This is a genomic window from Trinickia sp. (assembly GCF_051954495.1).
GTDB lineage: Bacteria > Pseudomonadota > Gammaproteobacteria > Burkholderiales > Burkholderiaceae > Trinickia.
This window is the reverse complement of sequence record NZ_JBQCHR010000051.1, coordinates 1-26,568: the sequence shown is the minus strand read 5'-3', so window position 1 is coordinate 26,568 and position 26,568 is coordinate 1. Positions and strand designations below refer to the sequence as shown.

The 26,568-nt window shown below is 64.8% G+C and carries 26 protein-coding genes; 15 read left to right on the top strand and 11 right to left on the bottom strand.

The features are described 5' to 3' along the window. Positions 1-5: 5 nt before the first annotated feature. The 5 genes from ACTHNR_RS08100 to ACTHNR_RS08080 form a co-directional block, all read right to left on the bottom strand. Entirely contained in the window at positions 6-623 is a 618-nt protein-coding gene (locus ACTHNR_RS08100; protein ID WP_440547058.1) for a DUF4126 domain-containing protein, read from the bottom strand. A 194-nt stretch (positions 624-817) separates the two neighbouring features. Further along, positions 818-1,516, bottom strand: coding sequence for a two-component system response regulator KdpE (gene kdpE, locus ACTHNR_RS08095; protein WP_440547057.1), 699 nt, complete (start codon positions 1,514-1,516; stop codon positions 818-820). A 34-nt stretch (positions 1,517-1,550) separates the two neighbouring features. Then, on the bottom strand, positions 1,551-2,525 hold the full coding sequence (locus ACTHNR_RS08090) for a quinone oxidoreductase family protein (protein WP_440547056.1): 975 nt from the start codon (positions 2,523-2,525) through the stop codon (positions 1,551-1,553). 141 nt (positions 2,526-2,666) lie between these two features. Then, on the bottom strand, positions 2,667-3,053 hold the full coding sequence (locus ACTHNR_RS08085) for a methylglyoxal synthase (RefSeq protein ID WP_440547055.1): 387 nt from the start codon (positions 3,051-3,053) through the stop codon (positions 2,667-2,669). Positions 3,054-3,135: 82 nt separating this feature from the next. Further along, positions 3,136-3,915, bottom strand: a complete 780-nt coding sequence (locus ACTHNR_RS08080; RefSeq protein WP_440547054.1) for an SDR family oxidoreductase — start codon at positions 3,913-3,915, stop codon at positions 3,136-3,138. A 159-nt stretch (positions 3,916-4,074) separates the two neighbouring features. On the opposite strand from ACTHNR_RS08080, the gene upp reads away from it, so the two are divergent. From upp to rng, 10 genes are all read left to right on the top strand, one after another. Beyond that, positions 4,075-4,725, top strand: coding sequence for a uracil phosphoribosyltransferase (gene upp, locus ACTHNR_RS08075; protein WP_440547053.1), 651 nt, complete (start codon positions 4,075-4,077; stop codon positions 4,723-4,725). A 149-nt stretch (positions 4,726-4,874) separates the two neighbouring features. Next, on the top strand, positions 4,875-6,935 hold the full coding sequence (locus ACTHNR_RS08070) for a putative bifunctional diguanylate cyclase/phosphodiesterase (RefSeq protein WP_440547052.1): 2,061 nt from the start codon (positions 4,875-4,877) through the stop codon (positions 6,933-6,935). Between the two features lie 217 nt (positions 6,936-7,152). Next, on the top strand, positions 7,153-7,881 hold the full coding sequence (locus ACTHNR_RS08065; protein ID WP_440547051.1) for a YebC/PmpR family DNA-binding transcriptional regulator: 729 nt from the start codon (positions 7,153-7,155) through the stop codon (positions 7,879-7,881). 21 nt (positions 7,882-7,902) lie between these two features. Further along, entirely contained in the window at positions 7,903-9,177 is a 1,275-nt protein-coding gene (purD, locus tag ACTHNR_RS08060) for a phosphoribosylamine--glycine ligase (RefSeq protein ID WP_440547050.1), read from the top strand. Between the two features lie 88 nt (positions 9,178-9,265). Continuing rightward, a complete protein-coding gene (gene hemF, locus ACTHNR_RS08055; protein ID WP_440547049.1) occupies positions 9,266-10,189 on the top strand; it encodes an oxygen-dependent coproporphyrinogen oxidase in 924 nt (307 codons plus the stop codon). Between the two features lie 82 nt (positions 10,190-10,271). After that, a complete protein-coding gene (locus ACTHNR_RS08050; RefSeq protein WP_440547048.1) occupies positions 10,272-10,940 on the top strand; it encodes a nicotinate-nucleotide adenylyltransferase in 669 nt (222 codons plus the stop codon). 2 nt (positions 10,941-10,942) lie between these two features. Next, positions 10,943-11,434 (top strand): ribosome silencing factor, encoded by a 492-nt coding sequence (rsfS, locus tag ACTHNR_RS08045; RefSeq protein ID WP_440547047.1) that lies wholly within the window; start codon positions 10,943-10,945, stop codon positions 11,432-11,434. Between the two features lie 55 nt (positions 11,435-11,489). Further along, positions 11,490-11,960: a 23S rRNA (pseudouridine(1915)-N(3))-methyltransferase RlmH gene (rlmH, locus tag ACTHNR_RS08040; RefSeq protein WP_440547046.1), complete on the top strand. Its 471-nt coding sequence runs from the start codon at positions 11,490-11,492 to the stop codon at positions 11,958-11,960. A 50-nt stretch (positions 11,961-12,010) separates the two neighbouring features. Continuing rightward, on the top strand, positions 12,011-12,646 hold the full coding sequence (locus ACTHNR_RS08035; protein WP_440547045.1) for a Maf family protein: 636 nt from the start codon (positions 12,011-12,013) through the stop codon (positions 12,644-12,646). Positions 12,647-12,665: 19 nt separating this feature from the next. Beyond that, positions 12,666-14,129 carry a ribonuclease G gene (gene rng, locus ACTHNR_RS08030; RefSeq protein WP_440547044.1) on the top strand — a complete coding sequence of 488 codons (1,464 nt, stop codon included), beginning with the start codon at positions 12,666-12,668 and terminating at the stop codon, positions 14,127-14,129. 10 nt (positions 14,130-14,139) lie between these two features. On the opposite strand, the gene ACTHNR_RS08025 is transcribed toward rng, so the two are convergent. Further along, complete coding sequence (locus ACTHNR_RS08025) at positions 14,140-14,418, bottom strand: hypothetical protein (protein WP_440547043.1); 279 nt, start codon at positions 14,416-14,418, stop codon at positions 14,140-14,142. A 259-nt stretch (positions 14,419-14,677) separates the two neighbouring features. On the opposite strand from ACTHNR_RS08025, the gene ACTHNR_RS08020 reads away from it, so the two are divergent. Both ACTHNR_RS08020 and ACTHNR_RS08015 read left to right on the top strand, forming a co-directional pair. Next, a complete protein-coding gene (locus ACTHNR_RS08020) occupies positions 14,678-14,836 on the top strand; it encodes a hypothetical protein (protein ID WP_440547042.1) in 159 nt (52 codons plus the stop codon). A 19-nt stretch (positions 14,837-14,855) separates the two neighbouring features. Further along, entirely contained in the window at positions 14,856-15,170 is a 315-nt protein-coding gene (locus ACTHNR_RS08015; protein ID WP_440547041.1) for a hypothetical protein, read from the top strand. 44 nt (positions 15,171-15,214) lie between these two features. Here ACTHNR_RS08015 and ACTHNR_RS08010 read toward each other — a convergent pair whose 3' ends face one another. Both ACTHNR_RS08010 and msbA read right to left on the bottom strand, forming a co-directional pair. Continuing rightward, positions 15,215-16,600: a pyridoxal phosphate-dependent decarboxylase family protein gene (locus tag ACTHNR_RS08010; protein ID WP_440547040.1), complete on the bottom strand. Its 1,386-nt coding sequence runs from the start codon at positions 16,598-16,600 to the stop codon at positions 15,215-15,217. Between the two features lie 131 nt (positions 16,601-16,731). Then, complete coding sequence (msbA, locus tag ACTHNR_RS08005; RefSeq protein ID WP_440547039.1) at positions 16,732-18,513, bottom strand: lipid A export permease/ATP-binding protein MsbA; 1,782 nt, start codon at positions 18,511-18,513, stop codon at positions 16,732-16,734. A gap of 207 nt (positions 18,514-18,720) precedes the next feature. Here msbA and ACTHNR_RS08000 point away from each other — a divergent pair, with 207 nt between their 5' ends. From ACTHNR_RS08000 to ACTHNR_RS07990, 3 genes are all read left to right on the top strand, one after another. Beyond that, a complete protein-coding gene (locus ACTHNR_RS08000; RefSeq protein ID WP_440547038.1) occupies positions 18,721-19,515 on the top strand; it encodes a glycosyltransferase family 2 protein in 795 nt (264 codons plus the stop codon). A 96-nt stretch (positions 19,516-19,611) separates the two neighbouring features. Beyond that, positions 19,612-20,460: a glycosyltransferase family 2 protein gene (locus tag ACTHNR_RS07995; protein ID WP_440547037.1), complete on the top strand. Its 849-nt coding sequence runs from the start codon at positions 19,612-19,614 to the stop codon at positions 20,458-20,460. A gap of 104 nt (positions 20,461-20,564) precedes the next feature. Continuing rightward, the gene (locus tag ACTHNR_RS07990; RefSeq protein WP_440547073.1) at positions 20,565-21,833 is read left to right on the top strand and encodes an O-antigen ligase family protein; all 1,269 of its coding nucleotides are present in this window, start codon (positions 20,565-20,567) and stop codon (positions 21,831-21,833) included. A gap of 51 nt (positions 21,834-21,884) precedes the next feature. Here the strand turns inward: ACTHNR_RS07990 and ACTHNR_RS07985 are convergent, their stop codons facing one another. The 3 genes from ACTHNR_RS07985 to dnaE form a co-directional block, all read right to left on the bottom strand. Continuing rightward, positions 21,885-23,102, bottom strand: coding sequence for a glycosyltransferase family 9 protein (locus ACTHNR_RS07985; protein WP_440547036.1), 1,218 nt, complete (start codon positions 23,100-23,102; stop codon positions 21,885-21,887). Between the two features lie 9 nt (positions 23,103-23,111). Then, positions 23,112-24,110 (bottom strand): glycosyltransferase family 9 protein, encoded by a 999-nt coding sequence (locus tag ACTHNR_RS07980; RefSeq protein WP_440547035.1) that lies wholly within the window; start codon positions 24,108-24,110, stop codon positions 23,112-23,114. Between the two features lies 1 nt (position 24,111). Further along, the coding region (dnaE, locus tag ACTHNR_RS07975; RefSeq protein WP_440547034.1) for a DNA polymerase III subunit alpha at positions 24,112-26,568 on the bottom strand (2,457 nt) is incomplete at its 5' end.

Genomic DNA, 26,568 nt, shown 5'->3' with positions numbered 1-26,568 from the left:
CTCGCTCAATCGCGCTTGCCTCCGATCGAGCCCAATCGCGACACCATGTGCGCGGCCATCCCCCGAAAACCGCCCTGCACGCCGCGCCACAGCCGCGGCAGCGCCCAAGCGGCGAACGCCAAGAAACCGGCCATCAGCACGAGGAAGACGAGCGGGACGAACAGCGCGAGCGCAAGGCCGACGCATACGAGCACGTCTTCTGTCGAAGAGGCGATCCAGTTGGAGAATGGCTCGGGCGAGAGGTTGATGAGCGCGCGCGTTCCCGCCTTGGTCAAATGCGCCGAGCCGGCGAGCGCGCCGCCCGCCAGCGCCGCGACCGTGAGCAAGGTCGGATCGGCGTGGCCGAGCGAACCGGCGGCAAGCAGCGCGCCGGCGGGAATGCGAATGAACGTATGGATGGCGTCCCAGAGCGAATCGAAGGCGGGAATGCGATCGGCGAGGAATTCGACGACGGCGAGGACGGCCGCCGTGGCGATCACCCAGCCCGATGCGAGCGCCGAAAGCGTATCGGGCAGATGAACGATGCCGAGCCTTGCGAAGACGCCGACGAGCAAGACGGTCAGATAAAGGCGCAAGCCGCTGGCCCATGACAGGCCCGCGCCGAGCGAAAGTGCGTCGAGCATTGCCCCTCCCAGCCGTGGCGGCGATTCAGGCCGCGCGCGCCCGCCTCACCTGGCTCGCCCGCGCCGTGCGCACGCTCGCGGTGCGCATTTCTATCCCATTATAGACACGTGCGAGGGTTGAACTCGCGGCAGCGCGCCGTGGAAAGCGTGCGACACCAACCTTTGGCGCCGTGAAGCGGCCCGGCGCGCATGCCTCAAAGCGCGCCGACGAGCCGATATCCGATGCCGGTTTCAGTGACGATATGCTGCGGCTGGGCGGGGTCGTGCTCGAGCTTGCGCCGCAAGTGCGCCATGTAGATGCGCAAATAGTGCTGACTTTCCACGTGAGAGGGTCCCCACACTTCCGCCAGCAGCTGCCGATGCGTGAGCACGCGGCCGGCGTGCCGAACGAGGGCCACGAGCAGGCGATATTCGATCGGCGTCAAATGAACGACTTCTTCCGCCCGCATCACGCGCCGCTGCGCGAGGTCGACGCTGACTTCGCCGAACCGCACGAGCGAAGCTTCGTTCGCCCCGCCGCGCTGGCGCCGCCGCAAATGAGCGCGGATGCGGGCCAGCAGCTCGGGCACGCCGAACGGCTTGGTTAGATAGTCGTCGGCCCCGGCGTCGAGCGCGGCGACTTTCTCGACTTCTTGCGTGCGCGCCGACAAGACGATGACCGGCACGTCGGCCCACGCGCGCAACTCCCGAATGACGTCGAGGCCGTCGGTGTCGGGCAGGCCCAGATCGACGATGACGAGATCGGGCTTGCGCGTCGCCGCCTCGGTCAAGCCGGCTTGGCCCGTTTGCGCATCGTAGACGTGCATGCCCTGCGCCTCGAGCGATGCGCGCACGAAGCGGCGGATCTGCTGCTCGTCCTCGATGAGGACGATGGTCGCGGCCGATTCGCTCATGCGTGCCCGCACAGAAAGATCGGGACGATACGCATCAGGGAATGAGCACCGTCGAACCGGTCGTCTTGCGCGCTTCGAGCGCGCGGTGCGCCTCGCCCACGTCCGCGAGCGCGTAGCGCTGGCGCACGTTCGTCTTCACCTTGCCCGACGCGATGACGTCGAAGAGCTCCGCCGCCATCGTGTCGAGCCATTCGCGTTTGGCGATGTAGCTGAACAACGTCGGCCGCGTGAAGAACAACGAGCCGCGGTTCGACAATTCGGCGGCTTCGATGGGCGGCAGCGCACCGGACGCGCTGCCGAAGCTCACGAAGTAGCCGAGCGGCGCGAGGCAGTCGAGCGAGCCCTTGTACGTGTCCTTGCCGATCGAATCGTAGACGACCGGTACGAGCGCGCCGTTCGTGATGTCCTTGACGCGCTCGGCGAAGTTTTCTCGCGTGTAGACGATCGGATAGTCGCAGCCGTGCGCCTTCGCGAGTTCGGCCTTCTCGTCCGAGCCGACCGTGCCGATCACCGTGGCGCCGAGCGCTTTGGCCCATTGGCAAACGAACAAGCCCACCCCGCCCGCGGCGGCATGAATGAGAATCGTCTGCCCCGGCTCGACCCGGTACGTGCGTCGCAGCAGGTATTGAGCGGTCAACCCTTGCAACATCGCGGAAGCCGCCTCGTCGAATCCGATCGCGTCGGGCAGCTTCACGAGCACGTCGGCCGGCAGCACGCGCTCTTGCGCATACGCGCCGGGCGGGCGCGCGACGTAGGCCACGCGATCGCCGGCGGCGAAGCGGGTCACGCCCGGGCCCACCTCGGTCACGACGCCCGCCGCTTCCATCCCGAGCCCGGCCGGCAGCGGCAGCGGGTAGTGCCCGGTGCGAAAGTAGACGTCGATGTAGTTCAGACCCACCGCCTCCTGCTTGATGCGCACCTGGCCTTCGCCGGGCGCGCCCACGTCGACGTCGACCCACTGCATCACTTCGGGGCCGCCCGTGCGTTCGATTCGAATCGCCTTCACCATGCCTCTCTCCTTTACGAGCCCGTGGCTCGATCTGTCCGATGGATGCGCTTAGCGGGGCGGGGCGCGCCGCCGCCCTCGACTGCTTCTGGTCATTTAGCTATTGCGGCCGCGGCGGCTGCGCTCAGCCCGCGGCGGCTGCGCTCAGCCCGCGGCGGTCCGCATTTTGAGCGTGTCCAGCAGCATGCGCGCCGTGGCGACGTTCGTCGCGCAGGGCACGTCGTGCACGTCGCAGGCACGCACGAGGGCATTGATGTCGGGTTCGTGCGGCTGCGGCGTCATCGGGTCGCGCAGGAAAATCACGAGATCGACCTTGCCCTCGGCGAGCATCGCGCCGATCTGCAAGTCGCCGCCATACGGCCCCGAGAGCATGCGCTCGACGCGCAAGCCGTGCGCGTCGGCGATGCGCCCGCCTGTCGTGCCCGTCGCGATCAGGTTGCAATGCCGCAGCGTTGGCGCGTACTCGCCCGCCAGGGCAACGATGTCGTCTTTCTTGTGATCGTGCGCGATCAGCGCAACGCGAGGGGTCATGGCGCAGCTCCTTCCTGTTCAAGCCAAATCGAACCACTAACAAAACGTCGACCGAATCTTGCCGACTCTAAAAGCGCCATGCTCAGAAGGTGCCGGGATAAGCGCCGCCGTCGATGAGCCAATTCTGGCCCGTAATGTAGCTCGCATGGGCGCTGCACAGAAAGGCGCAAGCCTTGCCGAACTCCTCGGGCTGGCCGAGCCTCTGTGCGGGAATGCCGGCCGAGCGATCGCGCCGTGCTTCGTCGATGCTGATTCCGTTGGCCTGCGCTTGCGCCTTCAAGGTCGTCGCGATGCGGTCGGTGTCGAACAAGCCCGGCAGCAAATTGTTGATCGTCACGTTGTGCTGAGCGACCTTGCGCGCGACGCCGGCGACAAAACCGGTCAGCCCGGAGCGCGCGCCGTTCGACAGGCCGAGCACGTCGATCGGCGCCTTCACCGACGAACTCGTGATATTGACGATGCGGCCGAAGCCCCGTTCGATCATGCCGTCGATCGTCGCCTGCAGCAGAGCGATCGGCGTGAGCATGTTCGCCTCCAGCGCACGGAGCCAATCGTCGTGCGTGAGCCGGCGGAAGTCGCCCGGGGGCGGACCGCCGGCGTTGTTGATCAGAATATCGGGCGAGGGACACGCGGCCAGCGCGGCCGCGCGCCCCTCGGGCGTGGTGATGTCGCAAGCGACGGTGCGCACGGACACGCCGGCCTTCGCGCGAATGTCGGCCGCCGTGGCCTCGAGCGTCTCCGGCGTGCGCGCGACGATGACGAGGTTCACGCCTTCGCCGGCGAGCGCTTGCGCGCACCCGCGCCCGAGTCCCTTGCTGGCCGCGCACACGAGCGCGGTACGTCCTGCGATTCCAAGATCCATGCGTGTGTCCCCAATATGGGTGGCGATGGAGGCGATTGTAGAAGAATCGCCGCAAGCGCGCCCAGCGCGCTTGCCCTCGAGGAGAAAACCGGCGCAGTCCCTTTCTTTCGGTAAACTTGCGCGAACAACCTCAGATGCGCGCCCGCCCGCGCCCTCGCCATGAAACAAGATAGCCGCTATCCCAATCTCTTCATCCTCGATCACCCGCTGATCCAGCACAAGCTCACGCATATGCGCGACAAGGACACGTCCACGCGCACGTTTCGCGAGCTGCTGCGCGAGATCACGCTGCTGATGGGGTACGAGATCACGCGCGATCTGCCGATCACGACGCGCCGCGTGGAAACGCCGCTCGTCGAGATCGACGCGCCCGTCATCGCGGGCCGCAAGCTTGCGATCGTACCGGTGCTGCGAGCGGGCATCGGCATGTCGGACGGCTTGCTCGAGCTGATTCCGTCGGCGCGCGTGGGCCATATCGGGGTTTATCGCGACGCCGAGCATCGCCCGGTCGAATATCTCGTGCGCCTGCCCGACCTGGAAGACCGCACGTTCATTCTCTGCGATCCAATGGTGGCGACGGGATACTCCGCCGTCCATGCCGTCGACGTCCTGCAGCGGCGCGGCGTGGCCGCCGAACACATTTCCTTCGTCGCGCTCGTCGCGGCGCCCGAGGGCGTGCAGGTTTTCCAGGATGCTCACCCGAACGTGAAGCTCTACGTTGCCTCGCTCGATTCTCATCTGAACGAGCACGCCTATATCGTGCCGGGACTGGGCGATGCCGGCGACCGATTGTTCGGCACGAAAAACTAAAAACGGGGCCCGGTTGCGGAGCCATGCAGCGCCGGGGTTCGGCTGCCGCGCGCGCCCCTGGTCGGACAAAAAGATCGCGCACCCCTCAATGAAACGCCGAATATGCCGATAAACGACGTGAGTACCATTCACGCCATAACACGTCCGACATGCACGGCACTTTCAATTTCTGGCTAGTCGGGCTGTCTCTCGCAGTCGCGACGCTCGCATCGTTCACGGCGCTCGATCTTTCCGGTCGCATCGCTCAAGTGCTCCGTCGCCGCCAACGCCAGGCCTGGCTCGCCGGCGGCGCGGGCGCGATGGGGGTCGGCATCTGGTCGATGCATTTCATCGGCGTGCTGGCGTTCACGCTGCCGATTCCGCTCGGCTACGACTTCACGATTACGGCCGGCTCGCTGCTCCTTGCGATCTTCGTGTCGTATTTCGCGCTGCGCGTCATCGCGCATCGAACGCTCGGATTGAAGCGCCTATCGGTCGCCGCCGTCCTGATGGGACTGGGCATCGTGGGCATGCACTACACCGGCGACGCGGCGATGCGCATGCAACCGGCCATCGTCTACGACCCTTGGCTCGTCGCCGCCTCGATCGCCATCGCGATAGTCGCCTCGGGCGCCGCGCTCTTCATCGCGCACAAGCTGCGCGCGGAAGACCAAGCGCACGTGCTCGCCAAACGCGCGGCCGCATCGCTCGTCATGGCGCTCGCCATCACGGGCATGCACTACACGGCCACCGCCGCGGCGACCTTTCCGATCGGATCGATTTGCGGCGCCGCGGATGGCGTCGACCTGCGCTGGCTCGGCACGACCATCGCGATCTTCACGTTCGCCATTCTGATCGTGACGCTGATGCTCTCGCGTTTCGATGCCCGCACGGCGTTCCTCGTACAGTCGGTGTCGCAGCTGAACGGCCGGATCGTGCATTTGGCGGCGTTCGACGCGCTGACCGAGCTGCCGAATCGCCGCTCGCTCACTGAACGCATGGAGCGCGCGATCGAGCGAGGCCAGCGCGAAAATGCGCAATTCGCGGTCCTCTTCATGGATCTGGACGGCTTCAAGACGATCAACGATTCGCTCGGCCACACCGTGGGCGATGAGGTGCTCAAGGCTTTCGCGCAGCGCCTCATCGATTGCGCGAGCGCCGGCGACACGGTGGCGCGCCTGGGCGGCGACGAGTTCGTGATGCTCGTGTGCCGCCTCGGCACGCCCGACGACGCCCGGAGGATGGCTGAAACCGTGCTCGAACGCATGCACGAAAGCATCTGGATCGATGCGCAACCGCTACTGGTCGCGCCGAGCATCGGCATCGCCTTGTTCCCGCGCGACGGCGACACCGTCGAAACGCTGCTCAAGAACGCCGACGCGGCGATGTACGCGGCCAAACGCGCCGGACGCGGCACGTGCCGCTTCTTCGAATCGGACATGAGCCAAGAGGCCACGCGAACGCTGCAGATTCAGCAGGCGATGCGCGACGCGCTCGACAAAGACTACTTCTCGCTGCATTTCCAGCCCAAGTTCTTTGGCAAGAACGGCGCCCTTGCCGGAGCGGAAGCCTTGCTGCGGCTCAATCATCCGACACTGGGGCTGCTCTCGCCGGTGGAGTTCATCTCGATCGCGGAGCGCAACGGGCAGATCGTCCCGATCGGATACTGGGTGGTGCGCGAGGCGTGCCGGCAAATCCGGCATTGGCAAGCGCAGGGGCTGCGCCCGACGAAGATCGCCATCAATCTGTCCCCGCGCCAGCTCGCGCAGCCGGACCTGCTTTCGAAGATCCTCGATATCCTGAAAGAGGAGCACACGCCGCGCGATGCGCTGATGTTCGAAATCACCGAAACGGCGGCCATGCACGACGTACGCCGCACGGCGGACATGGTGCATGCGTTTCAGGACAGCGGCTTCGAGGTCGCGATCGACGACTTCGGCACCGGGTATTCGAGCTTGGCGTACCTGCAGCGGTTTCGCGTGCGGCAGTTGAAAATCGACCGCTTTTTCGTCGACGGACTCGACGCGCAAAGCGACGAGGGCACGGCCATCGTCTCCGCGATCATCGCGCTCGCCCACTCGCTCGGCATGGACGTCGTGGCCGAGGGCGTCGAAACGGAGTCGCAGCACGACAAACTCAAGGCGCTGCGCTGCGACGAGATGCAAGGCTTCCTGCTCGGCAAGCCGCTCGCCGCCGACGCGTTCGGCGTCCTCCTCGGCCAAGGCGCCTAGCGCGCCCGCGCGCCGGGAGGCCGGCGCGGCGTGGTAAAATCGCCGTCTGCTCCTCGGACGGCCGCCCCTACTCGCTCGCGGCCCGCATTCACGGAGAAACGCGCGACACGCCGCCCGACACGAGGGCCGCCGGCAGCACTCGCACGGTTCACACGATTTCGCAATCGACAACACGCATCATGCGTGTGCCTGGTCGGCACGCGCCACGGAGAAACGTATGGCTGGTCATTCCAAATGGGCCAACATCAAACATAAGAAAGCCGCCGCGGACGCCAAACGCGGCAAAGTCTGGACGCGCCTCATCAAGGAAATCCAAGTCGCGGCCCGCATGGGCGGAGGCGAGGTCGACTCGAACCCGCGCCTGCGTCTGGCCGTCGACAAGGCGTACGACGCGAACATGCCCAAGGACAACATCAACCGCGCGATCCAGCGCGGCGTGGGCGGCGTCGACGGCGCGAACTACGAGGAAATCCGCTACGAAGGCTATGGCATCGGCGGCGCGGCCGTCATCGTCGACACGATGACCGACAACCGCACGCGCACGGTGGCCGAAGTTCGCCATGCCTTCTCGAAGTTCGGCGGCAACATGGGCACCGACGGCTCGGTGTCGTTTCTGTTCGATCACGTCGGCCAATTCCTGTTCGCCCCCGGCACGCCAGAGGATACGCTGATGGAAGCGGCGCTCGAAGCCGGCGCGAACGACGTCGTCACGAACGACGACGGCAGCATCGAAGTGCTGTGCGGCCCGAACGATTTCGCAAAGGTGAAGGAAGCGCTCGAAGCAGCCGGCTTCAAGGCCGAACTCGCCGAAGTCACGATGAAGCCGCAAACCGAAGTCGAATTCACGGGCGACGACGCCGTGAAGATGCAAAAGCTCCTCGACGCGCTCGAAAACCTCGACGACGTACAAGAGGTTTACACCAATGCGTCGATCGCCGACGAATAAACGACGACTAGGAAGAATCAAATGAAACTACTCGTCGTCGGTTCCGGTGGCCGCGAACACGCGCTCGCTTGGAAGCTCGCGCAATCGCCGCGCGTGCAGATCGTCTATGTCGCGCCCGGCAACGGCGGGACTGCGCAGGACGAACGCCTGCGCAACGTCGACATCACAGATCTGGCCGAGCTCGCCGATTTCGCCGAAAAAGAGCAGGTCGCGATGACGGTCGTCGGCCCTGAAGCGCCGCTCGCGGCGGGCATCGTCAACTTGTTCCGTCAGCGCGGTCTGAAGGTGTTCGGGCCGACGAAGGAAGCGGCGCAGCTCGAAAGCTCCAAGGATTTCGCGAAGGCGTTCATGAAGCGTCATGGCATTCCGACGGCCGAGTACGAGACGTTTTCCGACGCCGGCGCCGCGCACGCCTACATCGAGCGCAAAGGCGCACCGATCGTCATCAAAGCCGACGGCCTGGCCGCCGGCAAAGGCGTGGTGGTCGCCGCGACAGCCGACGAAGCGCACGCGGCCGTCGATATGATGCTGGCCGACAACAAGCTCGGCGACGCGGGCGCACGCGTGGTCATCGAGGAGTTTTTGTCGGGCGAGGAAGCGAGCTTCATCGTCATGGTCGACGGCAAGCACGTGCTGCCGCTCGCCTCTAGCCAAGATCACAAGCGCCTGCTCGACGCAGATCAGGGCCCGAACACGGGCGGCATGGGCGCGTACTCGCCCGCGCCCATCGTCACGCCGCAGCTGCACGCGCGCGTGATGCGCGAAATCATCCTGCCTACCGTGCGCGGCATGGAAAAGGAAGGCATCCGCTATACGGGCTTCCTGTATGCGGGCCTCATGATCGACGCCGAAGGCAATCCGAAGACGCTCGAATTCAACTGCCGCATGGGCGACCCGGAAACGCAGCCGATCATGGCGCGGTTGAAGGGCGACTTCTCCAAGGTGGTCGAAAGCGCGATCGCAGGCACGCTCGACACCGTCGAGCTCACCTGGGACCGACGCACTGCGCTCGGCGTCGTGCTGGCCGCGTACAACTATCCGGACGCGCCGCGCAAGGGCGACCGCATCAACGGGATCCCGGCCGAGACCGACACGGCGGTGACGTTTCATGCCGGCACGACCCTCGTCGGCGATAAACTCATGACCGCGGGTGGACGCGTGCTGTGCGTCGTCGGGCTGTCCGATTCCGTACGCGGTGCGCAGTCGGCCGCCTACGAAGCGATCAATCAGATTTCCTTCGACGGTATGCAGTATCGCCGCGATATCGGCTATCGGGCGCTGAATCGCAAGCACTGACGACCTACGGCGCGCGATGCGCGCCCGCCGTCAGACGCCCCGGGCCGCCCTCGGCCCGGCCTTTCGTCCTCATTGCGTGCGTCACACCATGCCTGATACGACCTACGACGTTTCTTCCGTGCGCAGCTACTTGCAGTCGCTGCAAACGCGCATCGCCGACGCGATCGGCGCGCTCGACGGTAAGCCGTTCGGCGTCGACGCCTGGACGCGCCCGCCCGGCGAGCATCTGCGCGGCGGCGGCGTGACACGCATTCTCGAGGACGGCGCGTTGATCGAACGCGGCGGCGTCGGTTTCTCGGACGTCGCGGGCGACAAATTGCCGCCGTCGGCCAGCGCGCTGCGACCGCATCTGGCCGGACGCGGTTTCGAAGCGATGGGCGTTTCGCTCGTCATGCATCCGCGCAACCCATACTGCCCCACCGCGCACATGAACGTGCGCATGCTTGCGGCGACCAAGGAAGGTGAAGCGCCCATCTTCTGGTTCGGCGGCGGCATGGATTTGACGCCGTACTACGGCTTCGAGGAAGACGCGGCCCATTTTCATGGCGTTTGCCGCGATGCGCTCGCCCCCTTCGGGGCCGATCTCTATCCGCGCTTCAAGCGCTGGTGCGACGACTACTTTTTCCTCAAGCATCGCGGCGAGACGCGCGGCGTGGGTGGAGTCTTTTTCGACGATTTCGACGAACTCGGCTTCGAGCGCTCGTTCGAAATGGTGAAGCGAATCGGCGACGCCTTCGTCGACGCCTACCTGCCTCTGCTGCAAAAACGACAGTCGATGCCTTACGGCGAACGCGAGCGGACGTTCCAAAGCTATCGACGCGGCCGTTATGTCGAATTCAATCTCGTCTACGACCGAGGTACGCTCTTCGGCCTGCAAAGCGGCGGCCGCACCGAGTCGATCCTGCTGTCGATGCCGCCTGTCGCGAACTGGCGCTACGACTGGCGGCCCGAGCCCGGCACGCCCGAAGCGAAGCTCTATACCGACTTTCTGACGCCGCGCGACTGGGTGTGATGCGAGCCGACCGATCGACAAGGACCGTCCTCTGAATTCGACTGCCCCCGCCACGTCTCGCCCCGCTCCCGATGAGCGGCCGATGCTGCCGCGCCGCGTCGGTCTGCTCGGCGGCACCTTCGATCCGATCCACAACGGGCATCTGGCGCTCGCGCACCGGTTTGCCGATCTGTTGCAACTGACCGAACTCGTGCTGTTGCCGGCCGGACAGCCGTATCAGAAGTCGGGCGTGTCGCCGGCGTCTCATCGTTTGGCGATGACGCGCGCGGCAGCTGCCTCGCTCGCGCTGCCCGGCGTCGCCGTCACGGTGGCGACAGACGAAATCGAGCACGTGGGCCCGACGTACACGGTGGAGACGCTAGCGCGCTGGCGGGCGCGCGAAGGCGCGGACGCCTCGCTGGCCTTGCTCATCGGCGCCGATCAGCTGCTGCGGCTCGATACGTGGCGCGATTGGCGGCGGCTGTTCGATTTTGCGCACGTGTGCGCCGCCACGCGGCCGGGCTTCGACCTGTCGAGCTTGTCCCCGGCGCTCGCGGCCGAACTGGGCCCGCGCCGCGCCGACGCCCAAACGCTGCGCCGCACGAGCGCCGGCCGGCTGCTCGTGGACGACACCCTGGCGCTCGACGTTTCGGCCACCGACATCCGCGCGCACCTGAAGGCAAAGCTGGCGCAGGGCGATTCCGCGGCGCCGGAGCCGATTCCCGCGGCCGTCTGGGACTATATTCTTCAACATCATCTGTACCATCCGTAACCATGGATATTCGCAAACTGCAACGCGCCATCATCGACGGTCTCGAAGACGTCAAAGCGCAAGACATTCGAGTCTTCAACACGACTCACCTGACGGAGCTGTTCGACCGCGTCGTCGTCGCGAGCGGCACCTCGAACCGGCAAACCAAGGCGCTCGCCTCCAGCGTGCGCGAGAAAGTGAAGGAAGCCGGCGGCGAGATCATCAGCACGGAAGGCGAGGACATCGGCGAATGGGTGCTCGTCGATTGCGGAGACGCGATCGTCCATATCCTGCAGCCGGCGCTGCGCCAGTACTACAACCTCGAGGAAATCTGGGGCGACAAGCCCGTGCGCGTGAAGCTGGCGAGCACGAGCCCGTTCTCGGGCGCGCGCCCGAGCGAACCCGAGGACGAGGACGAGGACGAAGACGAGATCGAGCCAGCGGCGCCCGCGGCCAAGCCCGCGCGTAAGAGCCCGGCCCGCAAGAGTCCCGCGCGCAAGAGCAGCGCCAAGTGACGACGGCATGAAGCCCGCGAGCGTCGTGCGCGTCGCCTAGCCTCCGAGCCTGACGATGAAACTGCATATTTTGGCCGTAGGCCATAAGATGCCCGACTGGATCGCGGCCGGCTTCGACGAGTACGCCAAACGCATGCCGCCCGAGCTGCGGATCGAGCTGCGCGAGATCAAGCCCGAGCCGAGAACCGGAGGCCGCTCCGCGCAAAGCGTGATGGCCGCCGAACGCCAACGCATCGAAGCCGCGTTGCCGAAGACGGCGCGCGTCGTCGCGCTCGACGAGCGCGGCCGCGATTGGACGACGATGCAGCTCGCCACCGCTTTGCCCGATTGGCAGCGCGACGGGCGCGACGTAGCCTTCGTGATCGGCGGCGCCGACGGCCTCGATCCGGACATCAAAACGCGCGCGGAGATCTTGCTGCGGGTGTCGAGCTTGACGCTTCCGCACGGCATGGTTCGCGTCCTGCTCGCGGAACAGCTTTACCGCGCGTGGAGCATCACGCAGAATCACCCCTATCACCGCGTCTGATGCGGCGTCCATCCTCGTGAGCGGGCGCCTACGCCTAACGAGAACGACACATGCCGCAGCCGAGTACCCGCCTTTCGCTTCACCCTTACGTCTATCTCGCTTCGCAGAGCCCGCGCCGGCAGGAACTCTTGTCGCAGCTTGGGGTGCGCTTCGAGCTGCTGCTGCCGCGGCCCGACGAAGACGCCGAAGCCTTGGAAGCCGAGCTAGCCGACGAGTCCGCGCATGCCTACGTGCAGCGCGTTTGCGTGGCGAAGGCCGAGGCCGCCCGCGCGAGACTCGTGGCCGCCGGCTATCGCTCGGCGCCGATTTTGGTCGCCGATACCACCGTGACGATCGACGACGCCATCCTCGGCAAACCGAACGACGTCGAGCACGCCGTTCAAATGCTCGCCCGCCTGGCCGGACGCGAGCACGAAGTGCTGACGGCGCTCGCCGTGGTCGATGCCGACGGCACGATGCTGCCTCCGGCCTTGTCGCGCTCGAGCGTGCGCTTCGCGCAAGCGCCGCTCACGGCGCTGACGCGTTACGCGATGACCGGCGAACCGCTCGGCAAAGCGGGCGCCTACGGCATCCAAGGGCGCGCCGCCGAGTTCATCGAACGGATCGACGGATCCTATTCGGGTATCATGGGTCTGCCCCTATTTGAGACGGCCGCGCTGCTGCGCCAGGCGCGCGTCGACTTCTGAAGCGATTCGAAAGCCGACCATGAACGAAGAAATCCTGATCAATGTCACCCCGCAGGAAACGCGGGTCGCGCTGATCCAGCAAGGCGCCGTGCAAGAACTGCACGTCGAGCGCACGCTCTCGCGCGGGCGCGTGGGCAACGTCTATCTGGGCAAGGTCGTGCGTGTGCTGCCTGGCATGCAGTCGGCGTTCATCGATATCGGCCTCGAGCGCGCAGCATTCCTGCACGTTGCCGATATTTGGCACCCGCGCTTGGCGGGCGAGCACGCCGGGACGCAGCAACCCATCGAAAAGATCGTGTTCGAGGGGCAGACGCTGACCGTGCAGGTCATCAAAGACCCGATCGGCACCAAGGGCGCGCGGCTTTCGACGCAGATCAGCATCGCGGGCCGGACGCTCGTGTACCTGCCGCAAGAGCCGCACATCGGGATTTCGCAGAAGATCGAGAGCGAAGCCGAGCGCGAAGCGATTCGCGCTCGCCTCACGGCCGTGCTGCCGGCCGATGAGAAAGGCGGCTACATCGTGCGCACGATCGCCGAAGACGCGACGAGCGAAGAACTCGCGAGCGACGTCGCCTACCTGCGCAAGACTTGGGCGACGGTCGTCGCGCAGGCGCAGCGCATGCCGCCTACGAGTTTGCTTTATCAAGATTTGAACTTGTCGCAGCGCGTTCTGCGCGATTTCGTCACCGACGAGACATCGCGTATCCAGGTCGATTCGCGCGAAACGTTTCAAATGCTCACCGAATTCGCCGCCGAATTCACGCCCGCCGTCAGCTCGAAACTGCATCACTACACGGGAGAGCGGCCGCTGTTCGATCTGTACAACATCGAAGCGGAAATTCAGCGCGCGTTGTCGCGCCGCGTCGATCTGAAATCGGGCGGCTATCTGATGATCGATCAGACGGAAGCGATGACGACGATCGACGTCAATACCGGCGGCTATGTCGGCGCTCGCAACTTCGACGACACGATCTTCAAGACGAACCTCGAGGCCGCGCACACCATCGCGCGTCAGCTGCGTTTGCGCAATCTCGGCGGCATCATCATCATCGATTTCATCGATATGGAGAACGCCGAGCATCGCGACGCCGTGCTTGGCGAACTCAAAAAGGCGCTCGCGCGCGATCGCACGCGCTCGACGGTCAACGGGTTTTCACAGCTGGGACTCGTCGAGATGACACGCAAGCGCACGCGCGAATCGCTCGCGCACGTGCTGTGCGAACCCTGCCCTGTTTGCGAGGGGAAAGGCCAAGTCAAAACGTCACGGACGGTCTGCTACGACGTGTTGCGCGAGATTCTGCGCGAATCGCGGCAATTCAACCCGCGCGAGTTCCGGGTCGTGGCTTCACAGCAAGTCATCGATTTGTTTCTCGACGAAGAGTCGCAACATTTGGCCATGTTGATCGACTTCATCGGCAAGCCCGTATCGCTGCAAGTCGAATCGAATTTGAGCCAAGAGCAGTACGACATTGTGCTGATGTAAGGCCCCGGCATCAATGGCGGCCGTGCCAGCCGCCGCCTCCGTGCCAGTCATGGTCCCCATGCCAGCCGTGCCCGCCGTGCCAGCCTCCGCCACCGCCGAATCCTATTCCGATCCCGATAGAGGACTCCGGATAAGCGGGGTAATAACCGGGCGAGTAGTACCCATAGTCATAGCCGGGTGCGTAGTAGCCATAGGCCGGCGCTGCCGGGGCGACGACGCAGCCGGTCAATGAACCGGCCAATGCCGCGGCCGCCAGCGCATAGCTTAGGACAACGAACGACTTCCTCATGATCCTTCTCCTGTTGCCCGTTAGATGCGCGAGTCTACCGCCGCGTTCGACAACGAGTTGTGTCAGCGCGTAAAAGGTGTAATGCCCGCTGTAATGCATCTTGCAAATTCGCCCCGCATCGCGCCGCCGCGGTTTCATAATACGGGTCACATCGTCTGCCGCTTTGGTCGCACCGATCGAAAAACCCGCGCATTTCACGTGTTTCCGGACGAAATCTCCTAGAATTTTTTTAGCACGGACCGTTTGCAAGGAGAGCGTCATGGCCCAATCGATCGGAGACGCCGTCGTCGGCGTGATCTTGCTTGCCGCGGTGGCGATCATCGTCGCCTCGCACTATCGCCGCGAACATCAGAAAGCCCGATGGCTTCAGAGGATGGACAACACGCGCCTTTGGGACCGGCTGAGGCACCGGCATTGACGCTCGCAAGGAGAATAACGTGTCCGAAGAAGACGCCCGTTGGCAAATGACCCACTATGAAGGCTATGAAGTGCACGTGGCCCCGCTCGTGAGATCCCATGACGGCGAAACGCCGCCGCCCACGCGCGAGGACTACACCTATATCGGCTATGTCTGCCACCCGGGCGCCGATCCTAAGCTGCCGGGCCATGCCGTCCCGTTCCATGCCGATGGCGACGTCGGTTTTGCGACCGAGGAGGAAGCGCTCGACGAGGGCATGCATGTGGGGCGCACCATCGTCGACGGTACGCATCCCGATCTGAGCGTTCTACCGCTGGTTACAGGGGGCGTGTAAGCGCCAACCCATCGCCCGGCGGACGAAACGCCGCCGCGGTGGACTCAGTCCAGCGCGGCCACGAGCGAGGCGAACGCGCGCTCGAGGTCATCCTCGTCCGTGCGCCAATTCGAGAACGCCGCGCGCAAGCCCCACGTTCCGGCGTACACCGTCGGAGAAATGAACAGTTCGCCGCGATCGCGCACGGCCAGCACGTACGCTTGCACGCGCGCCTCGGTGGCTTCGCCCGCCAGCGTGAAGCAGACGACGTTCAGTCGCGTCGGCGCCAGCAGCCTGAAGCGCGGGTGGCCGGCGAGCCGCTCGCCGAGCCGCCCGGCCATCCGGACATTGCGCCGGACGATTTCGGCATGCCCCGCACGTCCGTAGGCCGCGAGCGAGAACCAGGCGGACAGCGCGCGCAACCTCCGGGAGTTTTCCGGCGTCAGATGCACGAAATCGGGATTCTCGCCCGGAAGGCCCAGATACGCCGCGGAATTCTGGAAGACACGGACCTGCAAATCGCGCCGGCGCGTGAATTGAACGGCCGAATCGTAGGGCACGTTGAGCCATTTGTGCAGATCGACACAGATCGAATCCGCTGCGTCCAGACCTGCCACGAGGTGCGCATGGTCGGGCGAAAGCGCGGCAAACGCGCCGAACGCACCGTCGACGTGCAGCCAAAACGCATAACGGGACTTCAACGCCGCGATAGCCTGCAAGTCGTCGAAGTCGACCGAGTTCACCGTGCCGGCGTTCGCCACGACGACGACGTTCTGCCCTTGCAACTCATCGAGCGCCGCTTCGAGCGCGGCGACGTCGACCGCCTCGCGTCCTTCGAGCACAGCCACTTTGCGCACGGCCTTGCGGCCGATGCCGAGCATCGACAATGCCTTGTAGATACTCGAATGCGGCGACCCCGACAGCACGTGGATGGCGCCCAGCGCCGGAAGCCCCTCCTCCGCCACGCTGATGCCGCGCTGCTCGCCGAACGACTCGCGAGCGATCGCGAGCCCCACGAAATTGGACATGGTCGCGCCGCTGACGAACACCCCTTGGTGCGCCGCTGAAAGGCCAAACAACTGCCGCAAGCGATCGACGGTTTCCCGCTCGAGATCGGGTGCGGCGCTATCGATGCCGGACGTCGGATTCTGATCGTAGACGCTCGTGAGCCAGTCGCCGCCGATCGACGCGGGCGTCGCGCCGCCCGTCACGAAGCCCAGATAGCGCGGGCCCGCACTGCCGGAGAAGCCCGGCGCCCAACGCGATTCGAATTCGCTCAGAGCGCCTTCGAAGCCCGCGCCGTGCTCGGGAAGCGGCAGGGACGCAGCGGGCGGTGGAACGACTGCGGCGGGGCGGCGATCAATCGCTGCGAGCGTGCCCGCCGCATGACGCAACGTACGTGTCAGCAATAGCTCGACGTTCTGAAGATCCTGCGACAGCTTTTCGTACATGACTCGCCTCGTGCGATCGCGAGCGGCATCCATGCCGCGTGGTGGAAGAAACGCTCACCATCATCGCGATTGCACAGCGGGTGCGCCAGAACAGCCTGGGGCAGTTTTCACCGGGCCAGTCACCGGCACACTCAAGCTGCCTGTTGCTGGTATTGAATCCGATGAAGATGGGCGTAGAGCCCGTTTTGCTGCAGCAGCGCCTCGTGGCTGCCTTGCTCGACGATGCGGCCCGCTTCCATCACGAGGATGCGGTCGGCGCGTTCGATCGTGGAGAGCCGGTGCGCGATGACGAGCGTCGTGCGGCCTTTCATCAGCGTCTCGAGCGCGGCCTGCACGTGACGCTCCGATTCGGAATCGAGCGCGGAGGTTGCTTCGTCGAGGATAAGGATCGGCGCATCCTTATAAATAGCCCGTGCAATGGCCAGCCGCTGTCGCTGCCCGCCCGACAGACGCATGCCGTTACCGCCGACGAGCGTATCCATGCCTTCAGGCATCGCCTGCACGGTGTCCCACAGGTTCGCGGCTTCGAGCGCCGCCTGCACGCGTGCTCGATCGGGCGTGCCGCCGTAGGCGACGTTCGCGGCGATCGTGTCGTTGAACAGCACCACATCCTGGCTGACCATGGCAATTTGACTGCGCAAATCGTGCAGGTCGTATTCCTCGATCGGCACGCCGTCGACCGTGATGCGCCCGCCCGTCGGCGCGAAGAAGCGCGGCAGCAGATTGACGAGCGTGGTTTTGCCGCTGCCGGAAGGGCCCGCCAACGCGATCATTTCGCCGGGATTGGCCGTGAAAGACACGCGGTCGAGCGTAGGACGATCGGTCGCGCCGTAGGTGAAGCTCACCTCGCCGAAATGGATTTCGCCGCGCGCGTGTTCCAAGCGACGGGTGCCGCCCGCCGGCTCGAGCGGCTCGTCGATGAGCCCGAGAATGAACTCGGCCGCCGTCACGCCGCGTTGCAGCGGCTGGTTCACGTCGATCAGATGCTTGAGCGGCGAGATCACGAGCAGCATCGACGTGACGAACGCCACGAAACCGCCGACCGTCGTTTGATTGTGCGCCGATTGCACGACGGCGATCGTGATGACGATGGCGAGCGCGAACGAAGCGAGAATTTGCGTGAGCGGCTGCGCAAGACCGCCCGCGACCGTCATGCGCATGGCATAGCCGCGCAAGCGCTGGCTCATCGCGGCGAACCGATTCATTTCATACGCTTCGCCGTTATGGATCTTGACGACCTTGTAGCCGGCAACGGTTTCCTCGACGATGTACGACAGTTCGTTCGTCAGATTCTGCTGCTCGCGGCCGAGCCGGCGCAGCCGGCGATTGATCTTGCTCACGAGCCAACCGATGCCGGGCAAAATGACCGCGACGATCAGCGTCAGGCGCCAATTCAAATAGAACAAGTAGCCGAGCAGGAAGAACACCGACAGGGAATCGCGCACGAGCGTCACCATCACGCTCGTCAGCACACCCAGGATCTGATTGACTTCGAACACGATCGCGTTGATGACCGTGCTCGCCGTTTCCCGTTGAAAGAATGTCGCGCTCGTATGGATCATGCGCTCGAACATATCGAGCCGCAGCTGCAGCAAGATGCGATTAGACACGTACGAGAGCAGGTATTGCGACGCGTATTGCGAAACGCCGCGCACGATCGCAAGACCGATCACCGCGAGCGGGACGAACCATTTCGCGTGCGTGCTCGCGTTCGTGCCGAAACCGTGATCGAGCAGCGGCTTCAAGAGCGCCGGAATGCCTGCATCGGTGGCGGCGGACAGGCCCATCGACACGACGGCGAGCACCAGCACCCAGACGACGGGTTTCAGATAAGGCCACAAACGGCGCATGACGGCCGGCGTCGACGTTTGCCCGCCGCCGACCGGTTTTCTCAAAGTGGCTCGGTTTTCCAAGGCGATCCCTAGGTTGCTCGCGCGCCTTGCCCTGACGGCAACGCTCGTATGCGTTCCGCCGGCGCTTCAAAACGCCGAAGCCCATACCGCGCGGCATGACGACCAAAAGCGACACATTATAGCTGCTGGGCCGGCTGGAACAGTCGGCGCGCTGTCCGCGATCGGTATACTGGCGCATTCGCCGACTCACGAGCTCCGCGTCCCCCCGTGACTTCCTCGCCCACTGCTTCCGCTGCCGCCCAACGCCCTTCGCTCGGGGTGGCGATCATCGCCTTGAATGCGCAAGAGCGAATCGCTCAATGTCTCGACGCGCTGAGCTTTGCCGACGATATCGTCGTTGTCGACGGGGGCAGCACGGACGACACGGTGCCCATCGCCAGGACGCATGGAGCGCGTGTCATCGTAGCGCCCGATTGGCCTGGTTTCGGCCTGCAAAAAAATCGAGCCGTCGCCGCGCTCGAGACGGATTGGATTCTATCGATCGACACGGATGAAGTCGTCAGCCAGGAACTCGCGGCGTCTATTCGCGCTTCGATCGAGGCCCCGCGCGCGGACGTCTACGCACTGGATCGCGTTTCCAGCTTTTGCGGACGGTGGGTGCGCCACAGCGGTTGGTACCCCGACTGGATTCCGCGTCTGTTCAAGCGCGGCGCCGCGCGATTCTCGGACGACTTGGTGCATGAAAGGTTAGTTTTCGATGCGCGCGTCGAGAAATTGACGGGCCGCCTGCTCCATTACTCGTACGACGACTTCGAAACCGTCTTGCGCAAGATGGACGCGTACTCGAGCGCGGGCGCGCGCGCGCGCCTCGCCTCAGGCAAGCGCGGCAGCTTCGCGCAAGCGGTCATGCGCGGCCTTTGGGCGTTTATTCGAACGTATCTTCTGAGGGGCGGGATCTTGGACGGACGCACCGGATTCATGATTGCCGTGTTCAATGCGGAAACGGTCTACTACCGATTCCTGAAGCTCGCCATGGCGGCGGGCAACGGTCAAAAATCCTGACCCCGGCGAGCGAATGGTAATATCGCCGCGTTCGTTCGTCGCGCTCCGGCGCACGTGCGCGCCAGTCCTCCTTCCGAAGCGAGCACGCTCCATTCGATGTTTTCGATCATTATTCCCACCTGGAACAACCTGCCTTATCTCAAGCTCGTCGTCGGCAGCCTGATGCGCCATTCGCGATACGCGCACCAGATCATCGTCCATATCAACGACGGCGCCGACGGTTCGCTCGAATGGGTTCGAGAGCAAGGCATCGAGCACACGGCATCGCCCGCCAACATCGGCATTTGCCATGCCGTCAACCTCGCGGCCGCGCGGGCGAGCCGCGACTACGTCGTCTACATGAACGACGACATGTACGTCTGTCCGGGCTGGGATGAAGCGCTTGCCAAGCGCATCGAAGGGATGCCTTCGGATCTATTCTTGCTCTCGGGCACGATGATCGAGCCGGTCGATACGGGCAACCCCTGTGTGGTGGTGCACGACGCGGGCCGCGATGCCGATGCCTTTCGAGAGGACGAATTGCTCGCTTGTGCGCCGCGGCTCGCGAGGAGCGACTGGCTTGGCGCGACGTGGCCGCCCACACTCGTGCATCGGGACTGGTGGCACAAGGTAGGCGGCTACAGCAGCGAGCTTTCCCCCGGAATGAGCAGCGACAACGATTTCTCGATGAAGCTGTGGGATGCCGGTTGCCGCGTGTTTCTCGGCGTGGGCGATAGCCTCGTCTACCATTTTCAGCAAAAATCCACGGGCAAAATCGTCAAGAACGACGGTCGCAAGCAATTCCTGAACAAATGGGGTATGACGCAATCGACGTTCGATCGTTACTATCTGCGTCGCGGCGAACCGGCAAACGGGCGCGTCGAACTCGCTTCACCTCCCGCCGAGGGCCGGCTGAAACGCGCGCTGCTGCGCTCGCGCCTGAAGCGCGCGTTCTCGTTCAGCTAAGGGGGCCGAGCGGTCCCGCTGTTTTTTCGCCCGCGCGCGAGGCCCGTCCGAGCCCCGCGCGATGAGTTGGTTTTCCACGAGGTCTTGAATTGCAACAGCTTTCGATGGCGCCGGTAGCGTCACGCCCATCCACCCGACTCACGGTTGCCCGCGCTTTCGCGGTCGCCGCGCTTTGCTGCGTGCCGGTATCCACCGCACTGACGAATATTGCTTGCAGCCTGTTCGCGCTGGCCTTGCTGAGCGCACCCGAATTCTGGCGCCGGCTCCCCACCATGTGGCGTCATGGCGCGGCGCTGGCCGCCCTGCTCCTGCTTGCGGCGCTTGCCGCGAGTACAGCCTATAGCACGGCTGGGACGCACGAGGCGTGGGCTTGGATGGGCAAGTACCTCAAGTTGCTGATCTTGCCGTTCGCGATCGTCGCTTTCGAAGACTCGGAATGGGACGATATCGTCAGGTGGAGCCTGTTCGTCACGCTATCGATCATTTTGTTGCTCTCGACGACCAACTACTTGCATCTCACGTCGATCGGCCCTTCGTATGTCGCATCGGACCCAACGGCGCAGGCCCTGGTGTTCCGGAACCGCATCGCGAACGGCTTGTTTGGGGCGCTGCTGTTTTATCAGGCGGCCGATTTCGCCCTAACAGCGGCGAGCCATCGCAAGCGCGTGGTCTTCACGCTCATCGCGCTGCTTTCGCTCGCGAACGTGCTGATCATGCTGCAAGGCCGCACGGGGCAGATCATCGTCATCCTTTTGGCGTTCGTCGTCGCCGCGCGCGTCGCATGGAGCAGCCGCGGCAAGCTGCGCCCGCACGCCCTGCTCTACGCGTTCGCCACGCTCGCGGCGACGAGCGCGCTGATCGTCGTCGCCTGCTCGATGCACGGCAGTCGAATCGAACAAGTCGCCGGCGAAATACAAGCGTATCGCCATCACGACTCGGCCACGTCCGCCGGGCTGCGTCTGGAGTGGTACCGCAAGAGCCTCGAGCTGTTCCTGGCGCGCCCGTTCACGGGCTACGGCGCGGGCGGCCTGGGCGCGGAGTTCGAAAAGCTGACCCGAGGCGAAACCGGCGCCGAAGGGGTCATGACGTTGAACCCGCACAACGAGTACCTTTTGATGGCCGTGCAGCTGGGCATACCCGGCATCTTGCTGTTTCTCAATTTGCTCGTGCAAATAGGCCGGTACGGCGCGAGACTCGAGCCCCGTATGCGTCACTTGGTGCTCGCCTGGCTCGGCGCATTCGCCCTCGGCAGCCTGGCCAACTCCCTCTTGATCGACTTTGCGGAAGGCCACATGTTCGTGCTGCTGAGCGGGATCATATTGGGGTGCGGCTATCGCGGCAGCACGGCGCGCAAAGCGGTGCGCGGCGCGTAAGCGCGCCCACGCGCTGCCGGCCTGCAACGTCCAACCTTCTTCGAGCGAATGCTAGCCGCCGGGGCGACGCACAAGCGCCGAAGTATCGATGACCGCCGCAACGTCATTCGTGTGCCGGGCCGGCAGCGCCGACACCGGCAGACCAAGCATGTCGGCCGCGGCAGCGACCACGCGGCTCGTGGGCAAAGTCTCGAGACACTGGCTCGTGCTTTCCACATGCCGCTCGCAGCCTTCTTGTTTGCACGGCACGCACGCGCCTTCACCTTGCAGTAAGTAGACGTTGCCGCGACGTCCCGAGCCGACGAGCGGCCAAGGGTTCGAACCGGCGGGCCAGCCTTTCGGCCAGGGCCCCCACCGGACCGTATCGGAAGGGCCGAACAGCGCGATCGTCGGCGTGCCCGTGGCGGCCGCGATATGCGTCGCACCGGTGTCCGGGCCGATAAAGAGCTTCGCCCGCCGGTACATTTCGGCGCTCTCCCCTAGCGACAGCTGGCCGACGAAGTCGAGCACGGGTTCCCCCGCCGCCGCCGCGACTCGCTGTGCGTATTCACGCTCCGCCTGCGCGGGACCGCCACTCAACGCGACCGCGAAACCGAGCGAGTGCAACCAGCGAATCAACTCGGCCCAACCGTCGACGCGCCAGCGTTTGTAGACGAACATCGGCGCGGGATGCAGGACGACCAGCGGCTGCCCCCGAGCCGCTTCGAAGCGCGCATCGAACGCGGCCCGGCGCGTCGGATCGTCGCCGATGCCCGGCGGAACGACTTCCGCGACCGGCTCGATTCCTAGCGCTCTGACGAGCTCGACGCTGCTTTCCACCGTGTGCACGCGCTCGTGGTGGTTCAACGCCATGGCGTCAAGCAGGAAGCGCTTGAGCAACGTGATTCGGTCGGGATCGACGAGCCCGATCCGCTTCTTCCCCGCGAACCACGAGTAAAATCGTGGCCGATCCGAGCTTACCGCCGCGCATGCGAGGTCGTAGCGACGCCAAATGCCTGCGATGAAGCGCAAGCGCTCTCGCAGCGGCGCGCGTTGCGCAATCCCGATCACACGGCGCAGATCCGGGTTGTGCTCGAGCACGCCCTCCGTGCCCCGAAACACGAGCATGTCGATCTGCGCGTCCGGCCAGCGGAGCTTCAGCGATCGGACGATCGGTGTCGTGAGCAGTACGTCGCCGATGCGGCGGGTACACACGACAAGTATCGTGCGCGGGGGGCGCGACAAGACGAGACGCGCCTTGACGGCAGCCGGCGAAACGTTTTGCGTCATGTCCCTTACCTAAGCCGAGGAGGCTGCGACGCGTTCGTCGAGCAGCGAGCGCGTGGCGTGCGCCACTTGTTCGACGCCGATATCGTCGACGGTCGGGCCCGCACGCAGGAGCACGTGCGGCACGCCAAGCGGATACCAACGCAAGTACTTCTCCGGGCGGTCCTCGAACATCGCGACGACAGGAATACCGAGCGCCGAAGCGAAGTGGACCGGCGCGCTGTCCGCGGATACCACCAGATCGAGTGCGCTCGTCGCCGCGATGAGATCGGGCACCGTAGGCGGTGCAAGCACTCGCGCATTCCCGGGCATCGATGATTCGAAAAGACCCGCATCGCTGGGATCGCGGATGACCAAGACGTCGGCGCACGCTTCGAGCGCCTCGGCGAGCGCCCGCCATTTGCGCGAGTCCCACCGCCGTGCTTCAGCCTTGTTCGATACGAACAATCCCACTCGGGGGTGACGCTGCGGCCCGAGTTCGGATTGCCATTTAGCCCTGAGCGCCGCGTCGGGGAACAACCGAAGGCGCAATGCCCGCGGCTCGACGGGCCCGAGCTCCGGCATCAACGCAAAACCGGAGAGCGCTTCGTGACGCAACGGCCGGCCCGCGACATGCTCGGGCTTGCGGTCGTCGAATTCCGTTTGGGCGTCGTGCCAGCGGCATGCTTTCGCGCGCAGTTGCCGGGCGAATTGAATGCTGTTCTTGTGCACGCCGCCATTGGGCACGACCACGAGATCGAACGCAAGGCGGCGCAATCGGCCAATGAGCCGCAGCCGGTCGATTAGGGCAATGAGCCTGCCCGGACGCTCGTTACGTTCGCATTGCTTGCTGTAGACGTACGTGTGGACCGTGGTGACGTCCGGGTTGCGCGCCAGCACAGCCCGGTTGTACTTATTCGCGAGCACGTGAATTTCGGCTTCGGGCCATCGTTGCTTGAGCGCGTGCAGGAATGCGGTCGTGCAGACCATGTCGCCGAGGAAATCGAGACGAACCACCAGTATGCGCAGCATGTCAGTAGACGATCTCGACCGCGCTAGCCGCGAACGCTCCGCGCAAGTCCGCGATCAGCTCATCCGTCGGCCGAACGCGCCACCCATCGCCAAGGCGAATTTCGCCTTGCGCGCGCGCATTGGCGTAGTGAATCTGCACCGCAAGCCCACTCGGGGATGGAGCGGGCCGAGGCCTGCCGCCCTCGCCACGGCCCGACCTCGGATTCGACCCGTTCTGAGCCGCAGGCTCCGCGGCCGCTTCCCGCGGCGCGAAATGCGCCTCGAGCACCCGCTTGAGCGCATCCGCGTCGGCATTGCCGTTCATTTTTACCTTGACCGCCTGCGCATACCGGCTACGCGCCCGCTCGAGATCCATCACCGAATCCACTGTGAACCGGATGCCGCCGGTGAATGCATCGTTGCGCGCCATCCCTTGCACGACGAGCAACTCGTCTTCCTTGAACAGCGCCTTGTTCGCTTCGTACTGCTCGTTGAAGACCGTGACCTCGCACTGCCCCGTACCGTCGTCGACGAGCGCGATCAGCATCTTGCCGCGCTGAGTCATCTGCGTTCGCAGCGACGCGATGATGCCCGCGACGAGCTTATCTCGCCCTTCCTTGAGATCGGCGAGCTTCATCCGCGCGAAGCGTCGCACCTCATCCTTGTAGGCATCGAACAAATGCCCCGACAAATAGAAGCCGAGCGCGGTCTTCTCTTCCTGCAGCTTGCGCTTGTCGCTCCAGGCCGGCTCGTCGACGAGTTCGTGCCCGCGCGAGGGCGCATCGCCCATGTCGAATAGGCCCGCTTGCATCGCGTTCGCGCTCGCCTGGTCGGCCGCTTCCATCGCGAGCGGCACCGAAGCGATCAATTGCGCGCGGTTCGCGTGAATCGAATCGAAGGCGCCGGCGCGAATCAGCGCCTCGACCGTCCGCCGATTGACCACGCGCCGGTCGATGCGCGCGCAGAAATCGAAGAGGTCCGCAAAGGGCCCCTCCTCGCGCGCGCGCAAGATCTCCTCGATCGCGTTCTGACCGCTGCCCTTCACCGCACCGAGGCCGTATCGAATCGTGCGCGAGCGCTTGCCGTCGGCCTCCGCCACCGGCTCGAAGCGATAGGCGGAACGGTTGATGTCGGGCGGCAGCACGGCCATGCCGTTCGTCTTGCAATCCTCGTAAAGGATCTTGACCTTGTCGGTGTCGTCCATGGCCAAGCTCATGTTGGCCGCCATGAATTCGGCAGGATGGTGCGCCTTGAGCCAAGCCGTGTAGTACGCAAGCAGCGCATAGGCCGCCGCGTGCGATTTGTTGAAGCCGTAGCCCGCGAACTTCTCCATCAAGTCGAAGATCTCGTCCGACTTCTCGCGCGTCAGGCCGTTCTTGGCCGCACCTTCGGCGAAGATCTCGCGATGCTTGGCCATTTCCTCGGGCTTTTTCTTGCCCATCGCGCGGCGCAGTAAGTCCGCACCGCCGAGCGAGTAGCCGCCGATGATCTGCGCCATCTGCATCACCTGCTCCTGATAGACCATGATGCCGTAGGTCTCTTTCAGAACAGGCTCGACGCGCGGATCGGGGTATTCCACCACCTCGCGTCCGTGCTTACGCGCGCAAAAGCTCGGGATCAGATCCATCGGACCCGGGCGATAGAGCGCCACGAGCGCGATGATGTCCTCGAAGCGGTCGGGCTGCGCGTCCTTGAGCATGCCTTGCATGCCGCGGCTTTCCAGCTGGAACACGGCAACCGTATTCGCCTTCTTCAGAATCGAGAACGACGCGGGATCGTCGAGCGGCACCTGCGCGAGCGACCAATCGGCCTTGGACGGGTCGAGCCGGCGGATGTAGCGCTCGGCCCAATCGAGGATCGTCAGCGTCGTCAAGCCCAAGAAGTCGAACTTCACGAGGCCGACCGCTTCCACGTCGTCCTTGTCGTACTGGCTCACCACGCCGCCGTCGTCGCCTTGCGTGTAGAGCGGACAGAAATCCGTCAGCTTGCCCGGTGCGATCAGCACCCCGCCCGCGTGCATGCCGACGTTGCGCGTCAGGCCTTCCACGCGCTGTGCGAGTTCGAGCAGCTGATGCACTTCGTCTTCGTTATCGAAGCGCTCCTGCAAGAGCGGCTCTTCCTTCATCGCATCGGCAATCGTCACGTGCTTGCCGGGCTTGAAAGGGATCAGCTTCGCCACGCCATCGGTAAAGTTGTAGCCGAGATCGAGCACGCGGCCGATGTCGCGCACCGCGGCCTTCGCGGCCATCGTGCCGAACGTGGCGATCTGCGACACCGCGTCCGCGCCGTACTTCTCCTTCACGTACTGGATTACGCGGTCGCGCCCGTGCTGGCAGAAGTCGATGTCGAAGTCGGGCATCGACACCCGCTCCGGATTCAGGAAACGTTCGAACAGCAGGTTGTAGCGCAGCGGATCGAGATCGGTCACGCCCAACGCGTACGCGACCAGCGAGCCCGCGCCCGAACCGCGGCCCGGGCC